The organism is Mesorhizobium sp. M7D.F.Ca.US.004.03.1.1 (assembly GCF_003998635.1).
In the GTDB taxonomy this organism is placed as follows: domain Bacteria; phylum Pseudomonadota; class Alphaproteobacteria; order Rhizobiales; family Rhizobiaceae; genus Mesorhizobium; species Mesorhizobium loti.
In genome coordinates this window covers 1-12,590 of the sequence record NZ_RZQG01000076.1, presented here as the reverse complement: position 1 = coordinate 12,590, position 12,590 = coordinate 1, and the positions used below count along the sequence as shown (strand labels likewise).

The window sequence follows — 12,590 nt, the reverse complement described above, 5'->3', positions numbered from 1 at the left end:
TGATCGCCTCTGCCGGCGTGTCGCTCGAAACGGCTGCTGCGGAAGCGAAACGGCAAGGCGTCGAAGCTGTCATTCTCTCCGATGCCATCGAAGGGGAAGCGCGCGAGGTCGGCGGCGTGCATGCGGCAATCGCGCGCGAAGTGGCGACGCGCAACCGACCATTTTCGAAGCCGGTTCTGATCCTGTCGGGTGGCGAAACCACGGTGACGTTGCGGGCAAAAGGCAAGGGCGGCCGCAACTCGGAATTCCTGCTCGCCTTCGCCATCGGCATCAATGGCGTCGACGGTATCCACGCGCTGGCCGCCGACACCGACGGCATCGACGGTTCGGAAGACAATGCCGGTGCCTTCGCAGATGGCTCCACCGTGGCGCGCATGCGCGCAGCCAGCGTCGACGCCAAGGCGATGTTGGCCGGCAACAATGCCTGGACGGCCTTCAATGCGGTTGGCGATCTCTTCGTGCCCGGCCCGACAGGCACGAATGTCAACGATCTCAGGGCGATCCTGATCAGATAGCTTTTTAGGCGGCCATCAGCCGCTTGACCTGCTTCATGTCGTGCAGGAACCGCTCGCGTTCAGCTTCCTTGTCCGCCGGCTCATGGATGCGTAGGATGAAGGACGGGTGGATGGTGATGAAGACGCGCAAGCCATCCTCGCGCTCGATCACCTGGCCACGCATTTTTGTCACCGGGATCGCCTTGCCCAGCAGCGACAACGCCGCCGTTGCGCCCAGCGCCACAGCCAGCTCCGGCTTGATCAGCGCGAACTCCCTGTCGATCCACCAGCGGCAGGCCTGAACCTCGCCGGCATTTGGCTTGGAATGAATGCGGCGCTTGCCGCGCGGCTCGAATTTGAAGTGCTTGACCGCGTTGGTGACATAGATCTTTTGCCGGTCGACTCCGGCCTCATCGAGGATGGCATTGAACACCTTGCCCGCCGGGCCAACAAAAGGTTTGCCGGCGAGATCTTCCTGTTCGCCCGGCTGTTCGCCGACAAAGACCACCCTGGCATCATCAGGACCCTCGCCGAACACGGTCTGGGTCGCGTCGTGCCACAGCGGGCAGCGGCGGCAACCTTTCGCAGCCTCGCGCAGTTCCGTGATCGAGGTGGCATCGGTCTCGTCCGATATCGGCTCGGCGCGCGGCGCGGAAACGCGCCGGGCCGGCATCTTCGCCTTACGCGGAAGGCCTGTGGTCGCCATCATCTTGCCTTTCCATTTCGATATTGAAAATGGACAAGGCCGAGGATGGTTCCTCCCTCACACCTCGTGCAAATAGAGGTGGTAATCCAGTTCGCTGACCGTGCGCGCCACGCGCAGATACTCGGACTGCTTGATCGCCACGAAGGTCCGGTGCAGGTCCTCGCCGAGCGCGCCTTTCAGGAAGCTAGATGCTCGCGCCGCTTCGATCGCGGCGCGCCAGTCGACAGGCATCGTCGTGCGTGTGACCGCCGCCTCGTAGCCGTTGCCGGTGGTTTCCGGGCCGGGGTCGAGACCTTCATCCAGACCTTTGATGATGCCGGCCAGCACCGTTGCGGCGATCAGATAGGGGTTGGCGTCGTCGCCAGACGGCCGGTGCTCGATGCGCCGGTTTTTGGCATCGCCCGCCGGCACGCGCAGCGCCACCGAACGGTTGTTGACGCCCCAGGTTGGGGCCACCGGCGCATAGGATTGCGAGACGAAGCGCCGCCAGGAATTGGCGTGCGGCGCAAACACCAGCATCGATTCCGCCATCGTCTGGATCAGACCGCCGAGCCCCTGCAGCAGCGGCAGCGACCAGCTCTCGCCGCCGGCTTCCGCAAAGACGTTTCGGCCGGCCTTGTCCTGCAGCGAGACGTGGAAATGCATGCCAGAGCCGGCATATTTCTCGATCGGCTTGGCCATGAAACAGGCGGTGACGCCATGGCGGCGCGCCTGCGCCCGCACCAGCCGCTTCAGCATGACTAGGTCGTCGGCCGCCCGCATCACGTCCTTGCGGTAGTTCAGCGTCAATTCGTACTGGCCGGGCGCATATTCGGAAATCACCGTCTCGGCCGGAATGCCTTGCGCCTTGGCCGCTGCATAGATGTCGGAAAACAGCGGCTCCATGCCATGCAGATGATCGACGGAATAGACCTCGGTCTTGCCCGAGACGCGGCCGTCGAGCACGGCGCGCGCCGGCTGCACCTTACCGTCGGCGTCGCGCTCATTGGCCAGCAGAAAAAATTCGAGTTCGAAGGCGCCGGCCGGATAGAGACCCTTGGCCGCCAAGATGTCGACCTGCCGTGCCAGCGCCAGCCGCGGATCCGACGACATCGGCCGGCCGTCGAGCATGTACATAGCCATCAGCAACTGGCCGCGCGGCGGATTTGTGCCGTAGAGCGGCACCAGCGTGCCGGGGATCGGCCATGCCCTGAGGTCACCGTCGCCAGTCGTCCAGATCAGCCCGGTCTCGTGCACATCCTCGCCGGTGATATCGAGGCCGAGGATCGAGATCGGCATATGGCGGCCGCCCTCGAAGATGCTCGTCAGCTCATGCCGGCGCACGATCTTGCCACGGCCGACGCCATTGGCATCGGTCAGCACGATATCGAAGGCTTCGATCTCGGGATGGGCGTCGAGAAAGGCTTGCGCCTCGGCGGGTGTCGAGCCCGAAGGTGAGGTCGTCATGGCATTGGGATGGTCCATCGCCGCTTGTCTCATGCCGCAAGCTTTGCCGCAACCGCGCCGAAGGCGGTGATCAGCCGGTTGACCTGGGCACCTGACGTCGCCGGCGAAATCAGCATCATGTTGTGGAACGGGGCGATCAGCACGCCGCGATTGACCAGCGCGACATGGATTGCGGCCTCCAGTTCCGGCGCATGCGCCACTTCCGCCTCGGCGCCATTCCTCAAGGGGCCGGGCGCGCAGATGAACTCGACACGAGCGCCGACACGGGAAACATGCCAGGGCAGGCGATAGCGGTCGATCACGCCGGTCAGCCCGGCATCGAGCCGCCGCGCCAGATGATCCATCCGGTCATAATTTTCCTGCGTCATCACCTCTTCAAGCGTGGCGCGCATCGCTGCGAACTGTAGCGGGTTGGCCGAGAGCGTCGTGCCCATACCGGAATAGCCCGGTTCCTTGGTCCTGTTGTAATCTGCATAGCGCGAGGCAACGTCGTCGCTCATGCCCCACACGCTTGCAGGCACACCGCCGGCAATCGGCTTGCCGAGCACGAAGAAGTCCGGCTCCAGCCTGTATTTCCTGGTGTAGCCGCCGGGACCGGTCGAGATCGTATGTGTCTCGTCGATCAGAAGCAGTGTGCCGGCTTGGCGCGTTAGTTTGCGCAGCGCGTCATGGTAGCCCGGATCAGCCAGCACCATGCAGGAATTGGTCAGCACCGGTTCGGCGATGACGCAGGCCACATCCTTATCCCTGAGCGCGGCTTCGAGTGCTGAAACATCGTTGAACTCGATCACCTTGGCCGTGCGGGTCAGGTCGCGGAACTCGCCGGCCAATCCCGGCCGGTTGACGGGCTTGCCGTCGATCAGCCGTATCATCGTCTCGTCGACCGAGCCGTGATAGCAGCCATTGAAGACCAGGATCTTTTCCCGGCCGGTGATGGCGCGGGCAACGCGCAATGCAAAGCGGTTGGCGTCGGTCGCCGTCGTCGCGATCTGCCAGAACGGCAGGCCGAAACGCTGCTGCAGCAGCGGCCCGATGGCGAGCGCGTCTTCCGAGGGCAGCATATAGGTCAGGCCTCGCCCGGCCTGGCGGCGAATGGCGCGCGCCACCGGCGGCGGCGAATGGCCGAACATCGAGCCGGTGTCGCCAAGGCAAAAATCGTCGAGCCTGATACCGTCGATGTCGGTGATGGTCGCGCCTCTGGCGCTGTCGACCAGGATTGGAAACGGCGTCGGCCAGTCGTTCATCCAGTGCATCGGCATGCCGCCGAAGAAGCCGGGCAGGCCGTTGCCGACCTTGGCTTGCGACTTTGGCCGCGCCTTGCGGAAAGCCGCCCCCTCGGTGTCGCGCAGCTCGGCAATGCGGTCGCGGCTGATGCCGCCGATGGACGTCTTGGAAATGTCGCTATGCATGAAAACCCCTCTGGTCGATCCCTCTTAGACAATCCGTGTCCGCATCCGCAATTGGCCGCGCGTCTGTCCTGCGTTGGCTCAGCCTTTGGCAGCGGCGCTTGACCATGCTGTCGAAGTCAGCGCCAATACGAGCGGGAATTGAGGTGGGGACAGCAAAAATGCGGACGATCATCTGTGTGGCAACGCTGCTGTTGTCGGCCAGCGCGGCTTTCGCCTCCGGCGGCATCTGGTGCGACGTTGACGATACGGCTGTGACATTCGATGTCGGCGCCGGCGTCACCAGAGGCATGGGCGGCCCGACCTTCAACTTTCGCGGCGATCTCGAAATCAAGGTGAGGCCCGTCGGCGATCATCTGCGCAAGACGGTGTTCGAGGATTCCAACCTGACCCAGTACTGGCTGGACGGCAAGGAGTTGCGGCTGAACATCTACCGCGAGCATCAGCTCGCAGATGCTTACAACTATGTTGAGCTGACGATCCTGACCAAGGCCAGCGACGAAGGCGTCTATGACGGGCAGTACACGCTTGCCATCTATGACAATGCCGCCGACACGGACAAGGACGGCAAGCCGGCTGAGTTGACGGGCAACGTGTCGTGCGGGGCTGAATAAGTCCTGAACTACGCCGTGATGTCGATGACGCCGCAATCTCCGGCCGCACTGCCGAAAGCGACGCGGCGTTCTTCCTTGTCCCACATCATCGAGGTGATGGCGCCCTTGCCCGGTCGCCGCAACAGCACTTCCTTGGCGTCGGCAAAACGCACCGCCATCACCATGCCGTCATCATAGCCGATGGCGACGACATCCTGGCTCGGGTGGCAGGTGACAGCCGTCACCATGGCGTTGCCGCGCGTGCCAAGTTCCAGCGGTGCCTTGCCCATTGGCCCGTCCTTGCCTGAAAACGGCCAGACGATCGCCGCCGGCGCGCCGGAACTCGCCAGCCACTTGCCCTTCACGCTCCACGACAGGCTTTTGACCTTGCCGGGATAACCGGTCATGCGCATGTGCTTGCCGTCGGCGAGCTTCCAGCCGTGCAGCGCGTTTTCCTGCATGGTGGTGACGAGGAAGGCGCCATCCGGCGAGAAGGTGATGCCGGTGTGGGCGCCGGCCCATTCGAGCTCCACCGGCTTGCCCTCGGCGGCCGGGAAATGCAGCGTCGCGCCATTGTAGCGGGCAACGCCAAAGCGCATGCCCTTGGGCGAGAAGGCCAGCCCCTCGACCGAACGCGGATGGACGAATTCCCTGGTCTTGCTATCGGCAAAGCGCACGAAGGCGGTCTTGCCCGTCGCATAGGCGATGGCGCCTTGCGGTCCAGCGGCGACGCTGGTGATCCACTTCTTGGCCGCGCTTGCCAATTCCGTGGCCTCGCCGCTCGCTTTCACGGCAAACACCTTACCGTCCTCGCCGCCGGTGATCAGCCGGTCATTGGCCGCATCATGGAAGGCGGCGAGCAGCCCGTCATTGGCCTGAACTGTCTTGTGACCATGCTCGAGCCGATGGACGGCGCCATCGGCCATCGCGAAATGCGGCACGTCGCCGAGGAAGACGGCAGCGATGCAATGGCCTTCGAGATCAAGCGGGGCGACGGTCGGCATGGCAAATCTCAACGGTCATTCGTTCGTTCCAGCGTAGGATAACGGTTTCCTCGATCGGAACCGGGCCGCCTTGATAGGTGAAGACGAACCATTTGTCCCAGTTTTCGATCAACCAAGTTCTCGAAAGCCCGGGTTTTTTCTCGAACCGGCTTTCCTCGGGCAGCACCGCGAAGACCAGCCCTGCCTTGTAACCGGATGTGACCATGAGACCGAGCCCGGCCTCGTCTTCGTGGGGATCGAAGATCAGAAGATCGACCGGGCCGGAATCCGGCCCGAGATCGTAATTCTCGGAAAGTCTGATGACATCGCCGATGGTCAGGAAATCATCGGCGAGATCGAGCAAGCGGGGCATTTTATTGCGGTCAGCCCACCTGGCAGGCGTCGAAGCTCTTCTTCAGCCGCTCGGCGTCGAGTTCACGGCCGATGAACACCAGCCGGCTCTCATGTCTCTCGCCGTCCTTCCAGGCGCGCTGGTGGTCGCCCTCGATGATCATGTGCACGCCCTGGATGACATAGCGCTCGTCGTCGCCTTTGAGCGCGATGATGCCCTTCAGCCGCAGGATGTTGGGGCCTTCCATCTGGGTGATCTTCTCGATCCACGGGAAGAACTTCTTCGGGTCCATCTCGCCGCCGCGCAGCGACACCGACTGCACTGTCACGTCATGGATGTCGGAAGCATGCGCGTGATGGTGGTGGTCGTGCCCGTCATGATCATGGTGATCGTGGCCGTCATGGTCATGGTCATGGTGGTCGTGATCGTCATGCGCCTCGAGGAAATGCGGGTCGTTTTCCAGCGCCCTGGACAGGTCGAAGGCACCGCGGTCGAGCACTTCGGACAGGTCGACGCCGGCGCGGGTGGTGCGATGGATCTTTGCCGCCGGATTGATGGCGCGGATCGTCGCTTCGACCTTGGCGAGCTCTTCCGGTGTGACGAGGTCGGTCTTGTTGAGCACGACGACGTCGGCAAAGGCGATCTGGTCCTCGGCTTCCCTGGAATCCTTGAGCCGTAGCGGCAGATGCTTGGCGTCGACCAGCGCCACCACCGCGTCCAGCCTGGTCTTGGAGCGTACGTCGTCGTCCATGAAGAAGGTCTGCGCCACCGGCACCGGATCGGCGAGCCCGGTGGTCTCGACGACGATGGCGTCGAAGCGGCCGGGTCGGCGCATCAGGCCCTCGACGACACGGATCAGATCGCCGCGCACCGTGCAGCAGACGCAGCCATTGTTCATCTCGTAGATTTCCTCGTCGGATTCCACGATCAGATCGTTGTCGATGCCGATTTCGCCGAACTCGTTGACGATGACGGCGTAGCGCTTGCCGTGGTTTTCCGACAGGATGCGGTTGAGCAGCGTCGTCTTGCCGGCGCCGAGATAGCCGGTGAGAACGGTTACGGGGATCTGCGTCTGTGCGTCGCTCATGGCTTGCCTCGAACTGTCTGGGCCTCGAAAAATCCGGCCTCGAAGAATGGATTGTCGGTTCCATATAGGGTGTGTGCCGGGCTTTTGCACGAGGCAAACCGATGGGCCAAACCAGCTGCCGCCATTACCGAATTTTGACTGGCGAGAGCCGCTGTGATTGCCTAGATCAGGACGCGGGAGGCCAATTCGAGAGGCAAGATATGTCCGGAGAGCCATCCTCCTTCTCATTGAGCCGGCGCCAGGCGCTCGGTTTGATCGCGGTCACCGCCGGAGGTGGAGTGTTCCTGCCGGCCTCGGCAATGGCCGCCCAATCTTCGGCTACCCAGGCCTCGCTCTATGCCGGACTGGCCCTGTTCGAAACCGGCGCCGGTGTCTGCGCCATCACACCTGAGGTGACAGAAGGGCCGTTCTATTTCGACCCAAAACTCGAACGTGCCGATGTCACCGAAGGCAAGAAGGGTATTGCCCTTGACGTCCGGCTGCAGGTTGTCGACGCGGGCTGCCGCCCGCTTGCCGGCGCTCGTGTCGACATCTGGCATTGCGACGCGCAAGGTGCCTATTCCGGCTATCCGGGACAAGGTGACGGCCGCGACGTCGACACGTCGGGCCAGACCTTCCTGCGTGGCTGGCAGAAGACCGACGCGCGCGGCATCGTTTCCTTCGCGACCATCTATCCCGGCTGGTATCGCGGTCGCACCACCCATATCCATTTCAAGGTTTTCCCCGACGACAGGTCGGTGATGACCGGCCAGTTGTTTTTCCCCGACAGTCTCAGCGAGCAGATCTTCACCTCTGTCGCGCCCTACAATGACCGGCCCGGCAAGCGCGACACCTCAAACGCCGCGGACGGCATTGCCAGGCAGGCCGGCCCGCAGTCGCAGGCCGCACTGCGCGAGGTCGAGGATGCCTATCAGGCGCTGATGATCGTCGCGGTGAAGCCCGGCTGAGCGACGTTCCCTTCCCCACCCTGCTCCCGACGAAAACTCCGGCCGCGAAAACTCGTTTGTCATCTAACTGAAATAAACATCTGGCATTAGCCACGGCGGACACCACAATGCTTGCCGGCAAAGCTGTTTGAAGCTCCGGAAACTTTTTGATCGTCGATTGCCAACCGGCCGGCTGTCTCTATGCTGCCCGCACCGGTACGGCCGAAGAGGGATGACCATGGCCAAGGCGGACAAGACTGCGACAATGAGCCGGCTGCATTCGGCGGCAAGACTGGCAAGAACCGCGCTGGCGGCTCGGCTTCTGGCGCATGGCTTCTATGCCGGCCAGGACCAGATCATGTTGGCGCTCGACCGCGAGGATGGCCAGACGCCGGGCAATCTCGCCGGCCGCCTCGGCGTGCGCCCACCCACCATCACCAAGACCATCAACCGGTTGCAGGCCCAGGGTTTCCTGGAGAAGCGCGCCTCGTCGGCGGATGCTCGCCAGGCGCATATCTTCCTCACCGACACCGGCCGCGACATCATCCACGCCATCGAGAAATCGGTGAAGAAGACCGAGAAGCAGGCGCTGAAGGGCCTCGACAAGAAGGACCAGAAGGCGCTGTTCAAGCTGCTTGCCCGCATCGAGGCCAACCTCTCGAACGAGGAACTGGTGCTCATCGACGACGACGCAGAGTCGGACGACTGATCAGCCGATCGTCGCGGCAGGCGATCAGGCCGCCTTTGCGGTGGATCCATGGACCAGCGACGACCAGCGCCCCGGCGTCATGCCGAACGCCTTCTTGAATTGCCTGATAAAATGGCTCTGGTCGCTGAAGCCGGCTTCGATAGCGATCTGCGCCAATGGCTCGCCGGCGGCGATCATCCGCCGCGCGCACTGAAGCCGGCGCATCACCAGGAAGCGATGCGGACTGGTCGAGAAAGCGGCGCGGAAATGCCGTGACAAGGCATAGCGGTCGAGCCCGGTTATCGCTTCCAGTTCGCCGGAACGCACCGGCCGTGTCAGGTTTTCCGTGAGATAGTCGCGCGCCAGTGTCGCCGCCCGCCACGCTGTCTTGGTAATCGGCTTCGCCGGTTGGCCGGCATGCCGTGTCAGGCTTTGCATCAGTTGCGTCAGGAAGTCGTCGACGAACAACTCGTCGAGTTCCTGCTCGAGCGGTCCCAGCGCCGAAAGCAGCGTCGCGCAGAAGGCGGTGTCCGTCACCACGCCATCCCTGACAAAAGGCAGCGACGCGCCGCCAAGGCAGCCGAGCATCAGCGACGGCTCCAGGTAGAGCATTCGGTAGCGCAGGCCGTCCTCGGTCCCGGCGCCGCCGTCGTGCAGCTCGTCGGGATGCAGCACGATGATCTGGCCGGGCAGGCTGTGGCGCGTAGCACCGAGATAGCGAAACGTCTGCACCCCGTGCAGCGTCACCCCGATCGAATAGGTATCGTGGCGATGCAGGTCGAACGCGCTGCCATGGAAGCGCGCCTCGATCCGCTCCATGCCGGTGGGGTCGGGGGCGGAGATGATGCAGTTCTCCGCAGCATCAACGCACAAACGTCCAAGACCCCTGAAGGCCTGGCTGTCTAGATCGTGCGACATCGTCTCCTTCAGCCTCGCATTGGGGCACAAGCTCGAATGGCCAATGTCTCATGTTCGATACGAAATTTGCAATCGTGCTCAGGGAAGATCTGCCGGTCTGGCAGAAACTCAACGTCACGGCCTTTCTGACCAGCGGCATCGTGGCCCAGTTTCCGGACATCATCGGCGGGCCCTATCGCGACCGCGCCGGCAATCTCTACAACCCGCTGTCGATCCAGCCCGTCATCGTGCTGTCCGCCGACCAGGCAACGTTGGGCACCATCCACCGGCGCACGCTGGAGCGCGGCGTGACCACCTCGCTCTATGTCGAGGAGATGTTCGCGACCGGCTTTGACGCGGCCAACCGTGCCGTCTTCGCCGAATTCGCGCCTGAAGACGCCAAGGTGGTCGGTATTGCGATACGCGCCGAGAAGAAGCTGGTCGACAAGATCACCAAGGGCGCCCGCATGCACGCCTAGTTTTCCGAAGCATGGACCAAACCCGCCTGGGCTCTTGTTATGCCAGCCGGCTTTGGTGTGGCGGCAGGCGACAATTGGCTTGCCGGGAGCCGGCAATTCCCGCAAAGGTGGGCTTCAGCCCAGCTTCCCACCCGGCCTGCAAGTGAGTGCTCCCCAAAGACATCCAGAAAGCGCAACGCCCCCGGTGGCGATCCTGTGCATGCTTTCCACCTACGTCTTCTTCACCTTCCTCGACACCTCAAGCAAATACCTCGTCCTTGCCGGCGTTTCCGTGCTGATCGTTGCCTGGGTGCGCTTTGCCGTGCATGTGGTGCTGGTCGGCACGCTGCTGCGCGGCTGGCGCCAACCGGTGCGGTTCCGCCCGGTCAACCTGCCGGCACATGTCCTGCGCGGCCTGTTCCTGTTCGGCTCGACCATATTCAACGTCCTGGCGCTGCGCTCCCTGCAACTGGCCGAGACCACCTCGATCTATTTCTTCGGGCCGATGGTAATCACGGCGCTGGCCGGTCCGCTGCTTGGCGAGTGGGCAGGCTGGCGGCGCTGGCTGGCGATCCTGGCGGCCTTCGCCGGTGTCCTCATCATCACCCGGCCGGGCGTCGGCGTTTTCGGCATCGGGCATCTTTTCGCTCTCGGCTCGATGCTGTCGAACTGCTTCTACGTCATCATGACGCGCCGCATGTCGGCGACCGAGACGTCGGAAAGCCTCATCCTGTTCTCGGCGCTGGCGCCGGCGCTGCTGCTGTTGCCCTTGCTGCCATTTTCGTTTTCGCTGCCGCATGACGGCTGGCACTGGTTCGTGCTGCTCATGCTCGGCGTGTTCGGCGGCGTCGGCCACTGGCTGCTGGTCCAGGCCTACCGGCTGGCGACAACCACGGCATTGGCGCCCTATCCCTATTCGCAGATGGTATGGATGATCATTTCCGGCTGGATCGTCTTCAAGCAGTTTCCCGACCGCTGGACGCTGGTCGGCGCCGCCATCATAGTCGCCAGCGGCCTCTACATCGTCCATCGTGAGCACCGGCTTCGGCTGCAGAGCCGCGCGGCCTCCGATGTCGAGGCCGAAGCGCTGGCAAAAAAACTTTGATTTGCCCCCGATCGGTGGCATAACGCCGCCTTTAAACAGTTTAGGTCTGGAAATTCAGGTCCGGGGAGCGCAAGGCGCTGGCACAGAAAATCAAGCTTTCGACGATCGCGGATGCGCTCGGCGTGTCCACGGCCACGGTCTCGCTGGCGCTGCGCGACAGCCCTCTGGTTGCCGGGGCCACCCGCGACCGCATCAAGGAACATGCCCGCGCCATCGGCTATATCTACAACCGACGCGCCGCCAGCCTGCGCACCTCGCGTTCGGGCATTGTCGGCGTCGTCGTCCATGACATCATGAACCCGTTCTTCGCCGAGATCCTGCGCTCGATCGAAAGCGAGCTCGACCGCAGCCGGCAGACCTTCATCCTGTCCAACCACTATGATCAGCTCGAAAAGCAGCGCACTTTCATCGACACGCTTTTGCAGCTTGGCGCCGACGGCGTCATCATGTCGCCGGCCATCGGCACACCAGCTTCCGACATCGTGATGGCCGAGGAGAACGGCCTGCCGGCGGTGTTGATCGCGCGCACCGTCGAGGGCGCCGACGTGCCGGTCTTTCGCGGCGACGATGCCTATGGCACCGGGCTTGCCACCAACCATCTGATCTCGCTCGGCCACAAGCGCATCGCCATGATCGGTGGCACCGACCAGACCTCGACCGGCCGCGACCGCTATCAGGGTTATGTCAACGCGATGGACGCGGCCGGACTGGAAGTCAGGCCGTCCTGGCGCATTGCCGGCCCGCGCACCAAGCAAGCCGGTTTCGAGGCCGCCGGACAGTTCCTGGCGCTGAAGGACAGGCCGACCGCTGCCTGCTGCTGGAACGACCTTGTCGCCATCGGCCTGATGAACGGCATTGCCCGCGCCGGCCTGGTGCCGGGCGTCGACATCTCCGTTACCGGCTATGACGACCTCGAAGAGGCGGCGATCGCGACGCCGGCGCTGACCACCGTCTGGAACGGCCAGCGCGAGGTTGGCCGCCGCGCCGCCAGCGCGCTGCTCGACAAGCTCAACGGGCAGACGGTGCGACCCTCGCAGGAATTGATCAAGCCGGAACTGCATGTGCGTCAGTCGACCGGCAAGCCGGTGGAGCGTGCATGACCAAGGCCGAACAACTGCAGACCGTCACCATTCTGGTGCCGGGCGATTTCAACGACCACGCGGTCGACCGCATCAACCACACATTCAGGCGCGTCACAGTCGAACGCGCCGATCCGTCTCTGGTCACCGACGAGATGCGCAGCAATGTGCGTGGCATCGCTTCGTTCGCCGGCATCAACGCGGCGATGATGGATGCACTGCCCAATCTCGAACTCATCGCCTCGTTCGGCGTCGGTTATGATTCGGTCGATGTCGGCCATGCGGCCGCAAAAAACATCATGGTCACCAACACGCCTGACGTGTTGACCGAGGAGGTCGCCGACACCGCCATCGGGCTGCTGATCAACAC

14 protein-coding genes and 1 pseudogene are annotated in these 12,590 nt (G+C 63.4%); 8 read left to right on the top strand and 7 right to left on the bottom strand.

Annotated elements, in window-relative coordinates:
* The coding region (locus tag EN935_RS07455; RefSeq protein ID WP_281040319.1) for an MOFRL family protein at window positions 1-515 on the top strand (515 nt) is incomplete at its 5' end.
* A 4-nt stretch (window positions 516-519) separates the two neighbouring features.
* Here EN935_RS07455 and EN935_RS07450 read toward each other — a convergent pair.
* From EN935_RS07450 to EN935_RS07440, 3 genes are read right to left on the bottom strand one after another with little or no spacing between them, the layout of a single operon-like run.
* Window positions 520-1,203, bottom strand: coding sequence for a UdgX family uracil-DNA binding protein (locus EN935_RS07450; protein ID WP_245468874.1), 684 nt, complete (start codon window positions 1,201-1,203; stop codon window positions 520-522).
* Window positions 1,204-1,257: 54 nt separating this feature from the next.
* Window positions 1,258-2,664 (bottom strand): glutamine synthetase family protein, encoded by a 1,407-nt coding sequence (locus tag EN935_RS07445; protein WP_127373241.1) that lies wholly within the window; start codon window positions 2,662-2,664, stop codon window positions 1,258-1,260.
* A gap of 11 nt (window positions 2,665-2,675) precedes the next feature.
* Window positions 2,676-4,055 carry an aspartate aminotransferase family protein gene (locus tag EN935_RS07440; protein WP_127264393.1) on the bottom strand — a complete coding sequence of 460 codons (1,380 nt, stop codon included), beginning with the start codon at window positions 4,053-4,055 and terminating at the stop codon, window positions 2,676-2,678.
* Window positions 4,056-4,213: 158 nt separating this feature from the next.
* Between EN935_RS07440 and EN935_RS07435 the strand changes: the two genes are divergently transcribed.
* Window positions 4,214-4,666 carry a hypothetical protein gene (locus tag EN935_RS07435; protein ID WP_127264395.1) on the top strand — a complete coding sequence of 151 codons (453 nt, stop codon included), beginning with the start codon at window positions 4,214-4,216 and terminating at the stop codon, window positions 4,664-4,666.
* An 8-nt stretch (window positions 4,667-4,674) separates the two neighbouring features.
* Here the strand turns inward: EN935_RS07435 and EN935_RS07430 are convergent, their stop codons facing one another.
* The 3 genes from EN935_RS07430 to EN935_RS07420 are packed head-to-tail and all read right to left on the bottom strand — an operon-like array spanning window position 4,675 to window position 7,067.
* Entirely contained in the window at window positions 4,675-5,649 is a 975-nt protein-coding gene (locus EN935_RS07430) for a WD40 repeat domain-containing protein (RefSeq protein ID WP_126067362.1), read from the bottom strand.
* A complete protein-coding gene (imm45, locus tag EN935_RS07425) occupies window positions 5,627-6,001 on the bottom strand; it encodes an Imm45 family immunity protein (RefSeq protein ID WP_126067363.1) in 375 nt (124 codons plus the stop codon). The genes EN935_RS07430 and imm45 overlap by 23 nt, the downstream gene beginning before the upstream one ends.
* A 10-nt stretch (window positions 6,002-6,011) precedes the next feature.
* Window positions 6,012-7,067, bottom strand: a complete 1,056-nt coding sequence (locus EN935_RS07420) for a GTP-binding protein (RefSeq protein WP_127264397.1) — start codon at window positions 7,065-7,067, stop codon at window positions 6,012-6,014.
* A 200-nt stretch (window positions 7,068-7,267) separates the two neighbouring features.
* Between EN935_RS07420 and EN935_RS07415 the strand changes: the two genes are divergently transcribed.
* Window positions 7,268-8,014 carry an intradiol ring-cleavage dioxygenase gene (locus EN935_RS07415; RefSeq protein ID WP_127264399.1) on the top strand — a complete coding sequence of 249 codons (747 nt, stop codon included), beginning with the start codon at window positions 7,268-7,270 and terminating at the stop codon, window positions 8,012-8,014.
* Between the two features lie 217 nt (window positions 8,015-8,231).
* Window positions 8,232-8,702, top strand: a complete 471-nt coding sequence (locus tag EN935_RS07410; RefSeq protein ID WP_109666695.1) for a MarR family winged helix-turn-helix transcriptional regulator — start codon at window positions 8,232-8,234, stop codon at window positions 8,700-8,702.
* A 24-nt stretch (window positions 8,703-8,726) separates the two neighbouring features.
* On the opposite strand, the gene EN935_RS07405 is transcribed toward EN935_RS07410, so the two are convergent.
* A complete protein-coding gene (locus tag EN935_RS07405; RefSeq protein WP_127264761.1) occupies window positions 8,727-9,599 on the bottom strand; it encodes an AraC family transcriptional regulator in 873 nt (290 codons plus the stop codon).
* 50 nt (window positions 9,600-9,649) lie between these two features.
* Between EN935_RS07405 and EN935_RS07400 the strand changes: the two genes are divergently transcribed.
* From EN935_RS07400 to EN935_RS07385, 4 genes and pseudogenes are all read left to right on the top strand, one after another.
* Window positions 9,650-10,057: a DUF2000 family protein gene (locus EN935_RS07400; protein ID WP_109665653.1), complete on the top strand. Its 408-nt coding sequence runs from the start codon at window positions 9,650-9,652 to the stop codon at window positions 10,055-10,057.
* A gap of 199 nt (window positions 10,058-10,256) precedes the next feature.
* Window positions 10,257-11,141 (top strand): DMT family transporter, encoded by an 885-nt coding sequence (locus tag EN935_RS07395; RefSeq protein WP_164548558.1) that lies wholly within the window; start codon window positions 10,257-10,259, stop codon window positions 11,139-11,141.
* 77 nt (window positions 11,142-11,218) lie between these two features.
* Window positions 11,219-12,241 (top strand): LacI family DNA-binding transcriptional regulator, encoded by a 1,023-nt coding sequence (locus tag EN935_RS07390; RefSeq protein ID WP_109665662.1) that lies wholly within the window; start codon window positions 11,219-11,221, stop codon window positions 12,239-12,241.
* A pseudogene (locus EN935_RS07385) lies at window positions 12,238-12,590 on the top strand (2-hydroxyacid dehydrogenase); the annotation flags it as partial. The gene EN935_RS07390 and the pseudogene EN935_RS07385, both read left to right, overlap by 4 nt.